This is a genomic window from Bradyrhizobium sp. ORS 375, from assembly GCF_000239775.1.
Taxonomy (GTDB): domain Bacteria; phylum Pseudomonadota; class Alphaproteobacteria; order Rhizobiales; family Xanthobacteraceae; genus Bradyrhizobium.
The window spans coordinates 1-16,570 of the sequence record NZ_CAFI01000306.1 but is presented as its reverse complement, the minus strand read 5'-3'; the positions used below and the strand labels follow the sequence as shown (position 1 = coordinate 16,570).

General features: G+C 64.7%; 16 protein-coding genes and 1 tRNA gene. 6 read left to right on the top strand and 11 right to left on the bottom strand.

The features are described 5' to 3' along the window. Window positions 1-7: 7 nt before the first annotated feature. From BRAO375_RS22680 to BRAO375_RS22665, 4 genes are all read right to left on the bottom strand, one after another. Entirely contained in the window at window positions 8-817 is an 810-nt protein-coding gene (locus tag BRAO375_RS22680; RefSeq protein ID WP_009029785.1) for an ABC transporter permease, read from the bottom strand. Continuing rightward, a complete protein-coding gene (locus BRAO375_RS22675) occupies window positions 814-1,689 on the bottom strand; it encodes an ABC transporter permease (RefSeq protein ID WP_009029784.1) in 876 nt (291 codons plus the stop codon). Before BRAO375_RS22675 ends, BRAO375_RS22680 begins: the two co-directional genes overlap by 4 nt. After that, window positions 1,686-2,729 (bottom strand): ABC transporter ATP-binding protein, encoded by a 1,044-nt coding sequence (locus tag BRAO375_RS22670; protein ID WP_009029783.1) that lies wholly within the window; start codon window positions 2,727-2,729, stop codon window positions 1,686-1,688. The genes BRAO375_RS22675 and BRAO375_RS22670 overlap by 4 nt, the downstream gene beginning before the upstream one ends. Window positions 2,730-3,007: 278 nt before the next feature. After that, the gene (locus tag BRAO375_RS22665) at window positions 3,008-4,039 is read right to left on the bottom strand and encodes an ABC transporter substrate-binding protein (RefSeq protein WP_009029782.1); all 1,032 of its coding nucleotides are present in this window, start codon (window positions 4,037-4,039) and stop codon (window positions 3,008-3,010) included. Window positions 4,040-4,254: 215 nt separating this feature from the next. On the opposite strand from BRAO375_RS22665, the gene BRAO375_RS22660 reads away from it, so the two are divergent. After that, window positions 4,255-5,166 carry a LysR substrate-binding domain-containing protein gene (locus BRAO375_RS22660; RefSeq protein ID WP_009029781.1) on the top strand — a complete coding sequence of 304 codons (912 nt, stop codon included), beginning with the start codon at window positions 4,255-4,257 and terminating at the stop codon, window positions 5,164-5,166. Window positions 5,167-5,182: 16 nt separating this feature from the next. Here BRAO375_RS22660 and BRAO375_RS22655 read toward each other — a convergent pair. From BRAO375_RS22655 to BRAO375_RS22625, 7 genes are all read right to left on the bottom strand, one after another. Beyond that, window positions 5,183-5,258: transfer RNA gene (locus tag BRAO375_RS22655), tRNA-Lys, on the bottom strand. A 177-nt stretch (window positions 5,259-5,435) separates the two neighbouring features. After that, the gene (locus BRAO375_RS22650) at window positions 5,436-6,053 is read right to left on the bottom strand and encodes a Spy/CpxP family protein refolding chaperone (RefSeq protein ID WP_009029780.1); all 618 of its coding nucleotides are present in this window, start codon (window positions 6,051-6,053) and stop codon (window positions 5,436-5,438) included. A 149-nt stretch (window positions 6,054-6,202) separates the two neighbouring features. Beyond that, entirely contained in the window at window positions 6,203-7,528 is a 1,326-nt protein-coding gene (locus BRAO375_RS22645) for a TRAP transporter large permease (RefSeq protein WP_009029779.1), read from the bottom strand. Further along, the gene (locus BRAO375_RS22640; RefSeq protein ID WP_009029778.1) at window positions 7,525-8,091 is read right to left on the bottom strand and encodes a TRAP transporter small permease; all 567 of its coding nucleotides are present in this window, start codon (window positions 8,089-8,091) and stop codon (window positions 7,525-7,527) included. The genes BRAO375_RS22645 and BRAO375_RS22640 overlap by 4 nt, the downstream gene beginning before the upstream one ends. A 128-nt stretch (window positions 8,092-8,219) precedes the next feature. After that, window positions 8,220-9,236 (bottom strand): TRAP transporter substrate-binding protein, encoded by a 1,017-nt coding sequence (locus BRAO375_RS22635; RefSeq protein WP_009029777.1) that lies wholly within the window; start codon window positions 9,234-9,236, stop codon window positions 8,220-8,222. A 274-nt stretch (window positions 9,237-9,510) separates the two neighbouring features. Continuing rightward, a complete protein-coding gene (locus BRAO375_RS22630; RefSeq protein ID WP_009029776.1) occupies window positions 9,511-11,088 on the bottom strand; it encodes a 2-isopropylmalate synthase in 1,578 nt (525 codons plus the stop codon). A 128-nt stretch (window positions 11,089-11,216) separates the two neighbouring features. Then, on the bottom strand, window positions 11,217-11,360 hold the full coding sequence (locus BRAO375_RS22625) for a hypothetical protein (protein WP_244423241.1): 144 nt from the start codon (window positions 11,358-11,360) through the stop codon (window positions 11,217-11,219). Between the two features lie 981 nt (window positions 11,361-12,341). Here BRAO375_RS22625 and BRAO375_RS22620 point away from each other — a divergent pair. From BRAO375_RS22620 to BRAO375_RS22605, 5 genes are all read left to right on the top strand, one after another. After that, window positions 12,342-13,076: an alpha/beta fold hydrolase gene (locus BRAO375_RS22620; RefSeq protein ID WP_009029772.1), complete on the top strand. Its 735-nt coding sequence runs from the start codon at window positions 12,342-12,344 to the stop codon at window positions 13,074-13,076. 88 nt (window positions 13,077-13,164) lie between these two features. Next, window positions 13,165-13,410 carry a CopG family ribbon-helix-helix protein gene (locus BRAO375_RS22615; protein WP_009029771.1) on the top strand — a complete coding sequence of 82 codons (246 nt, stop codon included), beginning with the start codon at window positions 13,165-13,167 and terminating at the stop codon, window positions 13,408-13,410. Next, window positions 13,407-13,700, top strand: coding sequence for a type II toxin-antitoxin system RelE/ParE family toxin (locus BRAO375_RS36485; RefSeq protein ID WP_009029770.1), 294 nt, complete (start codon window positions 13,407-13,409; stop codon window positions 13,698-13,700). Before BRAO375_RS22615 ends, BRAO375_RS36485 begins: the two co-directional genes overlap by 4 nt. A gap of 138 nt (window positions 13,701-13,838) precedes the next feature. After that, window positions 13,839-15,398 (top strand): serine hydrolase domain-containing protein, encoded by a 1,560-nt coding sequence (locus BRAO375_RS22610; RefSeq protein ID WP_009029769.1) that lies wholly within the window; start codon window positions 13,839-13,841, stop codon window positions 15,396-15,398. A gap of 263 nt (window positions 15,399-15,661) precedes the next feature. Next, the coding region (locus tag BRAO375_RS22605) for a hypothetical protein (protein WP_035641681.1) at window positions 15,662-16,570 on the top strand (909 nt) is incomplete at its 3' end.

Here is a 16,570-nt window from a genome sequence, read left to right as displayed (position 1 = left end):
ATGTCTCCTATCGTCCGGCGTCGCCGCCTTTTGCGGTCAGCACGCGGTCGAGCCCGTACAGGCGATCGAGCAGGATCAGGACGGTCATGGTGATGGCGATGACGCTGGCCGACACCGACGTCACCAGCGGATCGATGTTGTCCTGGATGTAGAGGAACATCCGCACTGGCAAGGTCTCGGTGCCGGGCGTCGCCAGGAACACGGTCATGGTCAGGTCGTCGAATGACTGGATGAAGGCGAGCATCCAGCCACTGACGATGCCGGGAAGGATCGCCGGCAAGGTGACGCGGCGAAACATGGTCCAGCCGTCGGCGCCGAGCGAGATCGCGGCCATCTCGACCGAGCGGTCCATGCCGGTCGCGGAGGCCAGCGTCAGCCGCAATGCGAACGGAAACACGACCACGACATGGGCAATCACCAGCGCGACGAAGGTGCCGCCGATGCCGACCGCGGTGAAGAAGCGCAGGAAGGCGATGCCGAGCACGACGTGCGGGATCATCAATGGCGACAGGAACAGCGCCGATAACGCATCACGGCCGCGGAAGCGATAGCGGCTGAGCGCCAGCGCGGCCGGCACCGCGAATAAGAGCGCGATGCAGGACGACAGCGCGCCGAGCCACAGGCTGACGCCGAAGGCGTGGACGAATTCCGGATAGTTGACGAGCGCCCTGAACCAGCGCAGCGAGAACTGCGTGATCGGGATCGAGAGAAACCCTTCCGGCGTGAACGCGACCCAGCACACGACCAGGATCGGCGCCACCATGAACACGACGAACAGCGTGTGGAAGATCAATGCGACAGGACCATTCCGGCTCATCGGAACATCTCCTGGTAGCGGCGCTCGATCAGCGCGTTGGAGCCGACCACGATCAGGACCAGCGCGATCAGCAGCAGCACCGCGACCGCCGCGCCAAGCGGCCAGTTCAGCGTGTTGAGAAACTCGTCATAGGCCAGCGTCGCCGCGACCTTCAGCCTGCGGCCGCCGATGATCGCCGGCGTCGCGAAGGCGCTGGCCGACAGCGAGAACACGATGATCGCGCCGGACAGCACGCCCGGCATGATCTGCGGCAGCACGATACGGCGGACGACCGTGAGCGAGCCGGCGCCGAGAGACAGCGCGGCGTTCTCGACCTGCGGATCGAGCCGCTGCAGAGCGGTCCAGACCGCGAGCACCATGAACGGCATCATCGCATGCGCCAGCGCGATGATCATGCCAGTCTCGGTAAACATGAAACGCACCGGGGAGTCGATCAGGCCTGATGTCATCAGGAGCTTGTTGGCGAGGCCGTTGTTGCCGCCGAACAGGAGCGCCCAGCCGAGCGTACGCGCCACCACCGAGATCAGCAGCGGGCCGATGATCACCAGCAGGAACAGCCCTTTCCACGGTCCCTGCATGCGGTTGAGAATGTATGCCTCGGGCACGCCGAACACCGCCGTGATCAAGGTCGCGAGCAGGGCGACGCGGAAGGTGCGCCAGAACATTTCCAGGTAGTAGGGATCGTCGACGATCTCCATCCAGTTCTTGAGGATGAAGACCGGCTCGATGCCCTTGTACTGCCCCCAATCGTGGAACGACAGCATCACCGTCATCGCGAGCGGGATCACGACGACGCCGATGAACAGCATCAGCGCGGGTAGCGCCAGCGACAGGCCCGCGCGCGCGTCGGACGTATCGGCGGTGGCGCTCATGCGGCGGCTCGCGCGGCCCGCAGGCTCATGTCGGAGGCCTGCCAGCTGAGATGCACCGCGGCGCCCTGCTCCGGCTGCGGCTGCCCGTCATTCTGCCGGATCACGATCGCGGGTCCGCACTCGGTGTCGCACTGGAATAGCCAATGATTGCCCTGGAAGATGCGGCTCGCAATGCGGCCTGCAAGACCGGCATCGCCGAAGCTGATGCGCTCGGGTCGCACGCTGAGCGTGACCGGCCCCGACAGGCCGGCCGGCGCCGGCGCGCTCCAGGAGCCGGCGAGCAGCCTGGCTTGACCTGCCGTGCGATCCACCTGTGCTGCAAACTCGTTGGTCTTGCCGAGGAATTGCGCGACGAAGGCCGAGGCCGGCTGCTCGTAGACTTGCTGTGGCGTGCCGATCTGCTCGATCCGGCCCTTGCTCATCACGACGATGCGATCGGACAGCGACATCGCCTCGATCTGGTCGTGAGTCACAAGGATGGTGGTGGTGCCCAGATTGCGCTGGATCTGGCGCAGCTCGATCTGCATGTCCTCGCGCAGCCGCGCATCGAGATTGGACAAGGGCTCGTCGAGCAGCAGCACGCTCGGGCGGATCACCAGCGCCCGCGCCAGCGCGACACGCTGCTGCTGGCCGCCGGACATGCGGCGCGGATGACGGTCCTCATAGCCGGCGAGGCCGACAAGCGTGAGCGCAGCGCGCACCCGCTCCTCGCGCTCGCTGCGCGCGACGTTGCGCATCTCCAGGCCGAAGGCGACGTTCTCGGCCGCCGTCATGTGCGGAAACAGCGCGTAGCTCTGAAACACGATGCCGAGGCCGCGCTTGGCCGGCGGCACCGCGACGAGGTCCTTGCCTTCGAGCCGGATCGTGCCATGCGACGGATCGAGAAAGCCCGCGATCATCTGCAAGGTCGTCGTCTTGCCGCAGCCGGACGGCCCGAGGAACGAGATGAACTCGCCCTTGGTGACGGTCAGGCTGAACTCTTCGACGGCGGTGTTGGGGCCGAAGGATTTGCCGACACGGTCGAGCTCGAGGAAGGACATTTGGTGGATCCGGAACTAATAAATCGGCGGACTCAGGTGGAATGCATTGCGCTGGTCTTCACCTAGCCCCGCTCTTGTCCGCCGTAGCTCCAAGAGCGAAGGCGTATGCGGGGAGAGGTCGGATCGCTTCGGCAGATGCGATGCGGGTGAGGGGGTACAGGTCCAACCGCGGACACTTCCCGCCCGGGTTGCCCCTCACCCCGCCCCTCTCCCCGCAAAGAGCGGGGATAGGGAGAGCACCGCTGCCGGGGAGAGAGCCAACAACAGCAAACTCTGGCTCAGCGTTCGACTTCGCGATTCCAGCGCTTGGTCCATTCCTCGCGCTTCTCGTTGACCACGGCCCAATCCGGCGCATAGACCTTGGCGGCGCGCTCGCCGATCGGGGCCATGGCGCCGACACCCTCGGGGACGACGACCGACTTCACCACCGGGCCGTAGCCATATTCCTTCAGCATCGTGAGCTGGATCTTCGGATCGAGCAGCAGCTTGATGAAGCTCGAGGCCAGCGGCGAGACCGAAGGCTTGGCAATCGGGCACGCCGTCGTGAGAAGGCTGACGGCGCCCTCTTTCGGATAGACGAAGTCGACGGGGAAACCGGTGTTGGCGAAGCTCTGCACGCGGCCACTGCCCCACACGGCGATGACGGCCTGTCCCGACTGAAACAGCTCGGTCATCTTGCCCGGCGAGGGCTCGTAGGCGAGCACGTTCGGGTTGATGTCTGACTTGAAGATCTTGAACCCGGCATCGACATTGGTCTCGCTGCCGCCGTTCATCTTGGCGAGCATCAAGAGCGCATTAAGTCCGTAGGTGTTGTTGATCGGCGGGATGACCAGCTGCTGCTTGTATTTCGGATCTTTCAGATCATTCCACGAGGTCGGCGCAGCCCAGCCTTTTTCGGCGAACACCTTCTTGTTGTACATCAGACCCGTGGCCACGAGCCCGATGGCGACCGCCTTGTCATCCTTGAAATGCGCGACGTCGAGAAGGTCGCCGGGCAGGCCCGCAACCTTGTCGCAGAAGCCGAGCTGGATCGCCTGGTACATCGGACCGTCATCGAGGATGGCGACGTCGATCTGCTGATTGCCCTTCTGCGCCTGCAGCTTGGCGAGCGTATCGGTGGAGTTGCCGGCGACGTATTCGACCTTGACGCCGTTGGCCTGCTCGAAGGGCGGGATCACCTCCTCGCGGATGGTCTTCTCGAACGAGCCGCCATAGCCCGCGACATACAGGGTCTTCTGCTGAGCCCGGACGTGCGTGCCGCAGGCAAGGACGCCGATGCTGACGGCGGCGAGAAGGTGAAGGCGCTTCATTGGACCGATCTCCTGTTGCCTGAACGCGATGCGGTATTTTGAGACCGCCGGGGAGATCAGGTCGGCGTTGTCACCGCGGCAGCCAGAGCATTCAAGCCCTCAGCCTAAAAAAAAGCCTTCCCTCACCCTTGCCGAAAAAGATCGCAGCGGCCCCTTTGATCGTCCAATGAATAATGGCACCCTCTCCATGCCCAAATATTATGGATGATGGGATCATGGCCCGGATCAACTCGCGGCAGGTCGAAGCCTTCCGGGCGATGATGCTGACCGGCAGCGTCACGGAGGCTGCCAAGCTGATGGCGGTCACGCAGCCGGCGGTGAGCCGGCTGCTGCGCGACTTCCAGGCGCTGCTCAAGATGGAGCTGTTCGAACGTCGCGGCACGGGCTTGGTGCCGACCGCAGCCGCGACGGCGCTGTACATGGAGGTCGAGCGCTCCTTCGTGGGGCTCGATCGCATCACCGCCGCCGCCGAGGAAATCCGCGGCCGCCGCACGGGCACGCTGCGCATCGCTGCCCTGCCGGCGCTGTCAAATGGCTACCTCCCGCGGCTCGCCGGTGGCTTCCTGCAGGAGCGGCCGAATCTCAACCTCGCCTTCTTCGGTGTGATCTCGCCGATCGTGATCGACTGGGTGCTGAACGCGCAATGCGACGTCGGCTTCGCCGAGGTGCCGATCGCCCACGCAGGCCTGCCGAGCGTGAAGCTGCCGGCGCTGCCGCGCGTCGCCGTGCTGCCGGCCGGTCATCGCCTCGCGGCCAAGGAAGCGCTGGCGCCGCGCGATTTCGAGGGCGAGACCTTCATCTCGCTGTCGGCGGGCTCGACGAGTCGTCACCTGGTCGATCAGGTCTTTCACCGCGAGGATATCCAGCGGGTCTTGCGCGTCGAGACGACGCTGTCCGAGATCATGTGCGGGATGGTGTCATCAGGCCTTGGCGTGTCGATCTGCGATCCGTTCACCGCGCGTGAGTTCGACGGCCGCGGCGTCGTGGCGCGACCGTTCACACCGCGTATCGATTTCGAGTTCGCCGCAGTGTTCCCGCCGCAACGCAGCCCCTCGCCGGTGGCGCTCGATCTGGTCGAGACGGTTCGGCGCGCGCTTCATGCGCTCGCCGGACAGAACAATGATTGAGAGGTTCGGGAAGGCTTGGTGGGCGCACTAGGGCTCGAACCTAGGACCCGCTGATTAAGAGTCAGCTGCTCTACCAACTGAGCTATGCGCCCGGATCTTGCATCCGGAGAAAGCCTTCCGCGAGAGCCGGTCGTTTAGCAAAGCGATTCCGGGATGTCCAGCGATCCCTGAGGATTTTTCGGCACTTTCGATGCAGAAAAACCGCCGGCGGGCGGCGGTTTTCCCCAAGTGAAATTTCCAGCGGATTCAGAGGGATCGTTAACCGATCCTCAGAGCCGGCCGGAGTCGTGCTCGTCGTTGGACCAGCCCATGCGATCCATCGGCGGGTGGCCCATCGGACCCGGGCCGAAGCGATTCTCGCCGAAGCGCGGACCATCAGGGCCGCCCTCGCCACGCTCCATCCAGCGGTGATGGCGCGGGCCGTCCGGTCCCATCATGCGGCCCATCGGCCGGGTCAGCATCGACAGCCGGCGCTTCTGGCCATCGTCGAGGGTCTTGTAGAGCGGGTCGGCCGCATCGGCGACCTTCTTCATCGCATCCGCCGTCGCGGCCATGGTGTCGGCACGCTCGCGCAGCCGCGTCACGGGATCTGTGTCCTTGTCCTGCGCATCATCAGCGGCCTTCATCCGCGCGTTGGCGCGGTCGAAGCGCAGCTTGACGAGATCGCGCACCGCGCTCTCGACCGGCGGCCACAGCTTCTCCTGGTCGGCCGACAGCTTCAGCCCGGCGTGGACCGAAGCGATGCGCGCATCGAGCATCGCGGCGCGGTCTTCCGGGTTCATGCGCGCATGATGCATGTGATCATGAAACCAGCCGCGCTGGGCGTAGACCGCAGTCGAGCCGGCGATGGCGAGCACGGCGACAGCGGCAATGGTGAACTTTCTCATGCCAACCTCCTTGGAAAGCCGCATCAGCATGAGCCTGCCGATCTGTGCCTTCAACTTACAGTTTGGACAGAGTGTGCGACCTTACGAAGATGTAATTGCTTCAGATACCTTTCAGTTTTTGCAATTCGGTGTCATTTCGTTGCTGCGTCTCAGAGCATTCCCAGCATGCGCGGCAACCACAGCGAGATTTCCGGCACGTAGGTGACGAGCGCCAGGAAGCCGAGCATCGTGAGCAGCCACGGCATGACAGCGATCGTCAGCTCCGTGATTCCCATCTTGGCGATGCCGGAGGCGACGTAGAGGTTGAGTCCAACAGGCGGATGGCACATGCCGACCTCCATGTTGACCACCATCAGGATGCCGAGGTGCACCGGATGGATGCCGAGCTTGACCGCCACGGGAAACAGGATCGGCGCCATGATCAGCACGATCGAGGTCGCCTCCATGACGTTGCCGGCGAGCAGCAGCAGGATGTTGACGACCAGCAGGAACACGATCCAATTGACGCCGGCCGACGCCATCCAGTTGGCGATCTGCTGCGGGATGTTCTCGTTGGCCATCAGGAACGAGAACAGCACCGCATTGGTGATGATGTAGAGGATCATCGCGCTCATATTGGCCGAGCCGAGCAGCACCTTCGGCACGTCCTTCAGCGACATGTCCCGATAGACGAACACGGCGATGACGAAGGCGTAGACCGCGCTGACCGCGGCCGCTTCCGTCGGCGTGAACTTGCCGGTGTAGATGCCGCCGAGCACGATCACGATCAGCAAGAGGCCCCAGACGCACTTGCGGAACGCGGTGAAGCGCTCCGCCCAGCTGGCGCGCGGCAGCCGCGGATAGTCGTTCTTCCAGGCGCGATAGAAGGTGGTGAAGCCGAGCAGGCTTGCCAGCATCAGGCCGGGGATGACGCCGGCCATGAACAGCTGACCGACCGAGGCCGAGGAGACGCGATGTCCGGCCGGATCGAGCGCGATGCTGCCGCCGGTCGCGACCGAGTAGACCACCATCACGATCGAGGGCGGGATCAGGATGCCCAGGGCACCGGACGTGGTGATGACGCCCGCGCCGAAGCGCTTTGGAAAACCCTGCTTGACCATCGCCGGCAGCATGATCGAGCCGATCGCGATCACCGTCGCTGGCGACGAGCCCGACACCGCCGCGAACAGCGCACAGGCCATCACGCCTGCGAGCCCCAGGCCGCCATACCAATGACCGACCATCGAGGTCGCAAAATTGATCATCCGCCGGGCGACGCCACCATGGGTCAGGAAGTTGCCGGCCAGGATGAAGAACGGGATCGCCATGATCTCGAAATTGTCGATGCCCGTGAACAGCTTCAGCGCGACCGACTCGGTCGGCACGTTGGTCATGAAGAAGACGAAGGAGAGCACGGTGAGGCCGAGCGCGATCGAGATCGGCATGCCCGTCAGCATCAGGAAGATGAGCAGGCTGAAGATCAGGAGGCTGCTCATCGCACGGCCTCCACGCTCGGCGTCTCGATGCCTTCGACCGCCGCGTGATCATGATGCGGCAGCTCGTCGTGGCGGAGGTAGTGCCAGGCGACCTGCAGGAAGCGGAAGCACATCAGATAGGAGCCGAGCGGGATGCAGAGATAGACCAGCCAGCTCGGCAGCTCCATGTCCGGCGTCACCTGGTCGGTCTGCGACAGGCCGTAGACGAACTTCGCGCCCATCGTACCGATGATGGCGGTGAACAGCGCGCCGCACAGCAGGCCGAACAGGATCGTCACCTTGCGCAGCAACGGCCGGAGCATGTTGACGAGGACGTCGACCCCGACATGGATGCCGGTGCGCACGCCGTAGGCGGCGCCGAACTTGGCCATCCACACGAACATGTAGATGCACAGCTCCTGCGCCCAGGACAGGTCGATCGGGAACAGGATCGGATAGAGGAAGGGGATGCCGACCAGATAGCGGTGCAGCACGGCCACGAAGATGATCGAGGTCGCCGCCGCGATCAGGAATGCGATCAGGATCTCCTCGAGCCGATCGAGGATGCGCAACAGGAAGCCCAAGTCCCCTCCCCCCACAATCAAACGTCCGCGACGCGTGATTGCGCCGTCTGCGTGCCTGGGCGCCCCGCCAGGCATATTCGCCGTAACGATGCGCGAGCCGCTGGCCCGCGCATCTCTCGCTCAAGCCGTCAGTTGGTCGTGCCGCGGGTCTCCTTGAGGAATTCGTCGATCAGCGGCTGGCCGACGCGTCCCGCGACATCCTTGTAGACCGGCTGCATCGCCTTGCGCATGGCCTCGTCCTGCGCCGGGGTCAGCTTGACGAGTTCCGACTTGCCGGACTTGCGGATCTCCTCCAGCGCGTCGTCGTTCTCCTTGGCCGACTGGCCGTTGCCGTAGGCGGTGGCTTCCTTCATCGCCTTCTCGCAGGCGGCGCGGATATCAGGCGGCAGGCCATCCCAGAACTTCTTGTTCACGACCACGACGTAGCCGATGTAGCCGTGATTGGTGAGCGTGATGTACTTCTGAACCTCGTGCATCTTCTGGGTATAGATGTTCGAGGGCGTGTTCTCCTGGCCATCGACGACGCCGGTCTGCAGCGCCTGGTAGACTTCGGAGAACGCCATCACCTGCGGGATGGCGCCGAGCGTGCGGAACTGCGCGTCCAGCACCTTCGACGACTGGATGCGGAACTTCAGGCCCTTGTAGTCGGCAGGATCGACCAGCTTCTTGTTGGCGCTCATCTGCTTGAAGCCGTTGTCCCAGTAGGCCAGGCCGATCATCCCCTTCGGCTCCAACAGCTTCAGCAGCTTGGCGCCGAGCGGCCCATCGGTGACCTTCCGCAGAGTGGCGAGGTCGGGCAGGATGTAGGGCAGATCGAACACCTCGAATTCCTTGATGCCGATCGGGCCGAACTTGGAATTCGATGGCGCCAGCATCTGCACGGCGCCGAGCTGCAGCGCCTCGAGCTCTTCCTTGTCCTTGTAGAGCTGCGAGTTCGGGTAGACCTCGACCTTGACCTTGCCGTCGGTGTACTTCTCGGCGAGTTCCTTGAACTTGTCCGCGGCGAGGCCCTTCGGCGTGTTGGACGCCACCACGTGGCTGAACTTGATCACGATCGGATCGGCCGCCAGGGCCGGGCCAGCCAGCGCGAGCACCGCGAGCGAGGCGGCGGTGGCGATCACGTGACGGAACTTGAACTGCTGCAAAGTGTCCTCCCGACGTTTCGGGGGGCATTGCAATGACGCCCCCGCTTTGTATGCCAACGACATTGTTAGCGGGTGCCGACCGAGAATGCCATTGACCGTTAGCAGCAGGGGCGGGCTTCACACGCTGCGATGCAGCAATTCCGCCACCTTCGGTCGTTCCGGGGCGCGCAATGCGCGAACCCGGAACCTCGAGATGATCGGCGTCAGGTACTAACCAATTGCGAGATTCCGGGTTCAGCCGCTTTCGCGGCTGCCCCGGAATGACGTCGTGGGGTCAGCTCGCCGCTGCCGCCGAGGCGCCATGCCCCTGCGCCACATCGCGCTGGCGCTTCATCACCAGCTTGTTCAGCGCGCCGAGATAGGCCTTCGCGGACGCCACCAGCGTGTCGGGATCAGCCGCGCGCGCGGTCATCGAGCGGCCATCCTGCGACAAGCGCACCGACACCTCCGCCTGCGCGTCGGTTCCCTCGGTGACGGCGTGGACCTGATACAGCTCCAGCTTGGCCTCGTGCGGCACCAGCGACTTGATGCAGTTGAAGACCGCATCGACCGGACCGTTGCCCTCGCTCTCCTCGATCTTGGTCACGCCGTCGATGTCGAGCTTCATGGTGGCGCGCTGCGGCCCGCGGGTGCCGGCGATGACGCTCAGCGACAGCAGCTTGATGCGGTCATGGGCGCTCACCATGCCCTCGTCGATCAGCGCCTCGATGTCCTCGTCGTAGATCTGCTTCTTGCGGTCGGCGAGCGCCTTGAAGCGGACGAACGCGTCCTCGACCTGGTTGCTCGACAGCTTGTGGCCCATCTCCTCCAGCTTGTGGACGAAGGCGTGGCGGCCGGAATGCTTGCCCATCACCAGCGAGGTCTGCTTCACGCCGACCGTCTCCGGCAGCATGATCTCGTAGGTCTGCGCGTTCTTCAGCATGCCGTCCTGGTGGATGCCGCTCTCATGCGCGAACGCGTTGCGGCCGACGATGGCCTTGTTGTACTGCACCGGGAACGAGGTCGCCGCCGACACCACCTTCGAGGCGTGGGTCAGCTGCGTGGTGTCGATCTTGTTCCAGAACGGCAGCTTGTCGTTGCGCACGCGCATCGCCATCACGACCTCTTCCAGGGCCGCGTTGCCGGCGCGCTCGCCAATGCCGTTGATGGTGCATTCGATCTGGCGGGCGCCGGCGCGCACACCGGCCATCGAGTTGGCGACCGCCATGCCGAGATCGTTGTGGCAGTGGACGGAGAACACCGCCTTGTCGGAGTTCGGAACCGTCTCGCGCACGCGCTTGAACAGGTCGTAATACTCCTCCGGCACGGCGTAGCCGACGGTGTCCGGAATGTTGATGGTGGTGGCGCCGGCCTTGATCGCGGCCTCGACGCAGCGGCACAGGAAGTCGAACTCGGTGCGGGTGCCGTCCTCCGACGACCATTCGACGTCGTCGGTGTGGTTGCGCGCGCGCGTCACCGAGGAGACGACCAGCTCATAGACCTGCTGCGGGTCCATCTGCAGCTTATACTTCATGTGCACCGGCGAGGTGGACAGGAAGGTGTGGATGCGGCCGCGCTTGGCCGGGCGGATCGCCTCGGCGCAGCGGTCGATGTCCTTGGCGCCGGCGCGCGACAGGCCGCAGATCACCGCGTTCTTCGACCGCTTGGCGATCTCGTTGACGGCCTCGAAGTCACCGTCCGAAGCAATCGGAAAGCCGGCCTCGATGATGTCGACGCCCATGTCGTCCAACATCGCCGCGATATTGAGCTTCTCCTCGAACGTCATGGTGGCGCCGGGGCACTGCTCGCCGTCGCGCAGGGTGGTGTCGAAAATGACGACGCGGTCCTTGTCGGACTGGACGGGATTGGACATTGGCTGTTCCTCGGAGTCTGAAGGTGGTGCGCTTGGCTGTCAGGATCTCTGAACATTGGGCGCTGAAAGGGTGTTTCGGTGTCGAAGCAGCCCCCTGAGTGCCCAGGCGCATCCCGCCCAGCCGGCCCTCAGGGGCAGCTAAGAAGCAGAAGCTCGAGCGCGCCGGCAATCGAGCCAATCAGGAGGCCGCGAGCAGGCGCCAGCGAGGCGAGCGCGATCGACCGGGCGTCTGCCCCGGCGATAGCCTCGATCTCTGCGCTGCGAATCAGCATTGCCAAACCCTTTGCGAAGACACGAAAATGGTGCGGCAAAACCATTGATGGAGTGTTGCCGAGGTGCCTTCGACGGTGCTTTTACCGGGAATGACAGGACCTCGCAACGCCCAATAAGGGTCAGGAGGGGTGACGTATTGGACCTTGCGGCCTCTGTCCCTTCTTCTCTCGCGCCAGGGCGCGCTTCCCTTGCGCAGGAGCCCTGCCGCCGCCCGGTCCTCCGCCGTCATACCCCGCGAAAGCGGGGTATCCAGTACGCCGCGGCCTCTCGGCTGACTCACGACCGCCTCTGGAATACTGGATCGTCCGCCTCCGCGGACGATGACAGCTGTAGGTGAAACACGCTCCCTCCACGGTCATTGCGAGCGAAGCGAAGCAATCCAGAGTCGCGCGTGTGGCCCTGGATTGCTTCGCTTCGCTCGCAATGACGGCGGTGTTTGGCGCACAAACGGAGCCCACCTCTGGATTCATCGACCACTCAAACCGCATCCGCACACACCTCTCCGCTCCCGCGACACCATCGTGCCCGGGCTGATCATCAGCATCGCCCCTCGCCAATCGAGGGTGCAGGGAAGGCCGAGTGTCTGCCGACACCCGCGGCCCCCGTGCGTGAAGAAATGCACGGGGCAGGAACCACAGGTACGGCCAGGACCTCCCGGCCTCCCCTGCGCAACGGCTTTACGGCTTCCTTCGCGCTCTCCTCGGGGACCGGCTGATTGACCCCGTCATCACAGCTACGCGTCAGCGCCGCTGCGACTTGACCTCGGCACCGGGAGGCCAGGACCACACGACTTCGCCGTCCGCAACACGCCGGTCGTCCACCGGCGCCTCACGGCCATCGCTCCCCGCACTCCACGTATCGTGACGACGCGTACGCCCCTCTTCGATGAGGCGGGATGGCGTAGAGAAGCACGTTTTCTGAAAAAAGGAAAGAGGAAATTTCGCCGAATACGAAGATCGAGGGTGTGGTAGCATGACCTCATGACCAACCGCATCTTCGTCCACGGCGTGCCGGACACGCCCGCGATCTGGGGCCCGCTGATCGCGGCGCTCGGCGAGACCGTGGCAGTGCCCGGCCTGCCCGGCTTCGGCAGCGAAGTCGCGGCTGGCTTCGCTTGCACCAAGGATGCCTATGCCGAGTGGCTGGCCGCGTTAATGGAAGCACAGCATGCGGCGTTCGGGCCGCTCGATCTGGTCGGGCATGATTGGGGCGCGCTGCTGGTGCTGCGCGCGGCATCGCTGCGACCGGAACTGGTGCGCTCCTGGGCGGTCGCCGGCGGCGCACTCGATCCCGACTATCGCGGACATCGCATCGCGCGGATCTGGAATACGCCCGTACTCGGCGAGATCTTCATGGCGGGGTCGTCGCAAGCCGCGATGGCACGGATGTTCCGGCAGAGCGGATTGCCATCGGAGCTGGCGGCGCGCGAAGCCGCGGCATGGCAGGCACCGATGCGCCGGGCGATCCTCGCGCTGTATCGCTCGGCCGACGGGCTGCGCTTCAAGGGCGACTGGATCGCGCGGCTCGACAAGCTGCCACGGCAGGGGCTGGTGATCTCGGGCACACAGGACCCGTTTGTGCCGCCCGACACGCTCCGCCGTTTCGCGCAAGCGCACGGCGCGCGGCTTCATATCGAGCCGGAGGCCGGCCACTGGAGCATCGTCGAGCGGCCGCAAAGCATCGCGGCGGCGCTGCGGGCGCATTGGGCGGAGTGAGCACCAGCTCCTTCGAAGACCGCACATAGAGGTGGTTGACGTTCCGCCTTCGTTCACTCACACTCGCCAGGAAACTCGAGGCAAATCCATGACCGCTTTCACTGTCCACGTGTCGGAAGCGACGGCTGCGAAGCTCGATGAGCTGGCGGAGAAGCTCGGCCGGCCAAGCTCCGATGTTGCTGCGCGCGCGATCGAGGAATTGGTGGAGCGAGAAGCCTGGCAACTTGCCGAGATCGAGGCCGGGCTGGCCGAAGCTGAGCGCGGAGACTTCGCGAGCGACGCGAAAGTGGCGCATGTAATCGCAAAGTATGTGACCCCCGCTCGTCAGGGATGAGCCGGCGCAAAACTCGTTGGAGCAGGCGAGCGCTCAGTCGCCTCGATCAGATCGGCACGTACATTGCCGAGAACGACCCTGCCGCAGCTGCGCGTGTCGTGGCGCGTATCGTTCTTGCCGTCGATTCCCTTGTCGAGCATCCCGCTAAGGGCCGGCCAGGACGCATCAACGGCACTCGCGAACTCGTTCTCACAGACCTTCCATACATTGTCGCCTATCGCGTGACACATAGAAGCATCGAGGTTCTTTCGGTCCTGCACGCAGCACAGAAGTGGCCGGACGAGCTCTAAAGCGTCCGGCGGATGAGCGCGGTGTGGCACGCAGCTACAGACCGCGGCTGCGACGTGCACTTCGTCCTTCACACAACCTTGATGGATCGCGGTCTTTTGATACCGTATTCTGGAGGTCGCTCATCGAGGACATTCGACATGGCGCAACTTAAGACCAGCCTCTTCTTGTTCTCGGCCTTGCTGATAGCCCGGCTGTTCACCGGCGCCGCCTTCGCCGAGGACGCCAGCCCGGCCCCCTTCCCCCATCCCGACTGGACGGCCGCCACGCCCGAGGACGAAGGCATGGACTCCGCGGCGCTGACGAAACTCGTCGCGATGGGCAAGGCGATGCGGTTCGACAGCCTGCTGATCGCGCGCCACGGCAAGGTCGTGCTCGATGCATCCTACGCGCCCTACAATGCCGACGAGCCGCACATCATCAATTCCTCGACCAAGGCGGTGGTCGCCACGCTCATCGCGATGCTGCTCCAGGACGGCGTGCTCGACAGCCTCGATCACCCGGTGCTCGACTTCTTCAAGGATCGCAAGATCGCCAATGTCGACGCGCGCAAGCAGGCGCTCACGGTGCAGCATTTGCTCAACATGACCTCCGGATTCGACTGGGACGAAGGCTATGATGGCGGAGCCGAGACATCGCTCTATGAGATGGGCCGGAGCCCCGACTGGGTGCAGTACGTCCTCGACCGTCCCATGGCGCATGCGCCCGGGGAGACGTTCTACTACAACAGCGGCAACTCGCATCTGCTCTCCGCGATCGTGACCAAGCTCACCGGCAAGAGCGCCGAGGACTTCGCGCAGGAGAGGCTGTTCGGGCCGCTCGGGATCACCGAGCACGGCTGGTTCAAGGATGCCAAGGGGATTTCCAGCGGCGGCTTCGGGCTGGCGCTGAAGCCGCGCGACATGGCGAAGATCGGCTACCTCTATCTGCGCCGCGGCCGCTGGGGCGAACAGCAATTGCTGCCGCCCGGCTGGATCGAGGCCGTCAACCACGCCACCGTCAGCATGAACGCATCCTTCGATCCGGGGCTCTCCTACGCCGATCAATTCTGGGCCCTGCCGGACAAACAAGTGTTCATGGCGGTCGGCTATCACTGCCAGGTCATCATGGTGCTGCCCGGCCACGACCTCGTGGCGGTGATGACCGCCCGCGACTTCTGTCCGTTCCGCAAGCTCGCCAATGCCATTTCGGCCACCGCGAGATCTGACGGCGCCCTGCCGGCGGCGCCGGAAGCTGCGGCCGCGCTGTCCGCCGCCATCCGCGAGGCCGCGACGGAAACGCGGGGTCCCGTGGGGACCGTGCCGCAGATCGCGGCCTCCATTTCGGGCAAGACCTACAGCTTCCCGCCCGGCCCGCTCGGCATCAACACGATCAAGCTCGACCTGACCGGACCGGAGCCGCAGGTGACTTGGGACATCCCCTCGCGCGACCGCGCCGGAGGCACGGTGCATCTGCAAAGCCCGATCGGCCTCGACGGCCTCTATCGCAGGACAGCGTTGCCTCATCCCTGGGAGCCCTTTGCCTACCGGGCCATGAAGGGCAGCTGGATCGACGCCACGACCTTCGCGATCGATGTGCAATTCATTGGTCAGGGTGAAGAGCGCAATTGGCGGCTCAGCTTCGATGCCGACAAGGTGACGTTCAGGACCAAGGGGCGCTATGGCAAGGACGTGGCGGTCGAAGGCCATGTGACACCGTGAGTATTCGATCTTCGCGGTTTGGCTGCTGAGCCAAGCCGCGCACGACCGCTGCCGCATTACTCATCGGCGCTGTTTGACCGCGCGGAGACATGCCGTGCTGCGAGATTTGGAACCGTTCTAATAGCGCTCTACGTGCCCTGAGCGGAGAATGCGATCTCCCGTCGTTTTCTCGAACGGCTCATCTCGTGTATGTCTGCCCTCCCGCCGCCGTCCGGGCCTGCCCCGCGCGCGGCAGGGAATCGTTTTTCGATTGCGGTGGCATAATGTTGAGATTGCTGGAGCGCCTGGGGCTGCGTTTCGAGGACGCCGTCGAGGAGCGGCGGTTCGTGGACCATTTCGTCCATGGCAACATCGCCTGGACGCAGATCGCGATGCTGCTCGGCGCCTTCACCTTCGCCGGCTACACGCTGTGGGACTTCGTGCTCTACCCCGAGATCGTGCCGACCACGCTCAAGATCCGCGGCGGCACCGCGCTGTTCGTGCTGCTGCCGCTGACCGCGCTGCTGTCGACGCCGGCGCGCAAATGGGCCGAGCCCATTCAACTCGTCTTCTGCGTCATTCCCGGCTGCGTGCTGCCGACGATCTACTGGGTGCTGCCCTCCGGCTTCACCTATTCCGCCGCCGGCATGATCATCGTCATCCTGTTCGTGTCGACCATGCTGCCGCTGCGCACCGGGTCCCATGCGATCTTCTGCGCGACGAGCTGGGGCGCGCTGGCGGTGGCCGAAACGCTCGCGCCGGAGCCGCTGCCGCCGGGCCTGCGCTTCATCGATCATTCGCTGGTCGGCAATGCCTGCCTGCTGTCGCTCTATGCCGTTGGCGCGCGCGAGGTTCAGGCCCGCAAGCAGTTCCGCACCGCCGAGGCGCTGCAGCGCGAGAAGGAACGCTCCGAAGCGTCGCTGCGCGACCTGCACGCCACGCAGGCGCATCTGGTGCAGGCGGAGAAGCTCGCCTCGCTCGGCCAGCTCGTCGCCGGCGTCGGCCATGAGGTCTCGACGCCGCTCGGGCTGGCGCTGACCACGTCGACCGCGATGGAAGACGACGTCGAGGCGATCGCGCGCATGCTCGGCGGCGGGCCGGTGCGCCGCTCGGATTTGACGCGCGGCGTCGAGCGGCTGCAGCACGGCCTGCAATTGACGACGCAGAGCCTGCACCGCGCCTCCGAGATGGTG

What these genes read in the sequence shown, in the direction of transcription:
- BRAO375_RS22680 (WP_009029785.1), bottom strand. Translation starts at nt 817, where the DNA reads ATGAGCCGGAATGGTCCTGTCGCATTGATCTTCCACACGCTGTTCGTC.
- BRAO375_RS22675 (WP_009029784.1), bottom strand. Translation starts at nt 1,689, where the DNA reads ATGAGCGCCACCGCCGATACGTCCGACGCGCGCGCGGGCCTGTCGCTG.
- BRAO375_RS22670 (WP_009029783.1), bottom strand. Translation starts at nt 2,729, where the DNA reads ATGTCCTTCCTCGAGCTCGACCGTGTCGGCAAATCCTTCGGCCCCAAC.
- BRAO375_RS22665 (WP_009029782.1), bottom strand. Translation starts at nt 4,039, where the DNA reads ATGAAGCGCCTTCACCTTCTCGCCGCCGTCAGCATCGGCGTCCTTGCC.
- BRAO375_RS22660 (WP_009029781.1), top strand. Translation starts at nt 4,255, where the DNA reads ATGGCCCGGATCAACTCGCGGCAGGTCGAAGCCTTCCGGGCGATGATG.
- BRAO375_RS22650 (WP_009029780.1), bottom strand. Translation starts at nt 6,053, where the DNA reads ATGAGAAAGTTCACCATTGCCGCTGTCGCCGTGCTCGCCATCGCCGGC.
- BRAO375_RS22645 (WP_009029779.1), bottom strand. Translation starts at nt 7,528, where the DNA reads ATGAGCAGCCTCCTGATCTTCAGCCTGCTCATCTTCCTGATGCTGACG.
- BRAO375_RS22630 (WP_009029776.1), bottom strand. Translation starts at nt 11,088, where the DNA reads ATGTCCAATCCCGTCCAGTCCGACAAGGACCGCGTCGTCATTTTCGAC.
- BRAO375_RS22625 (WP_244423241.1), bottom strand. Translation starts at nt 11,360, where the DNA reads ATGCTGATTCGCAGCGCAGAGATCGAGGCTATCGCCGGGGCAGACGCC.
- BRAO375_RS22620 (WP_009029772.1), top strand. Translation starts at nt 12,342, where the DNA reads ATGACCAACCGCATCTTCGTCCACGGCGTGCCGGACACGCCCGCGATC.
- BRAO375_RS22615 (WP_009029771.1), top strand. Translation starts at nt 13,165, where the DNA reads ATGACCGCTTTCACTGTCCACGTGTCGGAAGCGACGGCTGCGAAGCTC.
- BRAO375_RS36485 (WP_009029770.1), top strand. Translation starts at nt 13,407, where the DNA reads ATGAGCCGGCGCAAAACTCGTTGGAGCAGGCGAGCGCTCAGTCGCCTC.
- BRAO375_RS22610 (WP_009029769.1), top strand. Translation starts at nt 13,839, where the DNA reads ATGGCGCAACTTAAGACCAGCCTCTTCTTGTTCTCGGCCTTGCTGATA.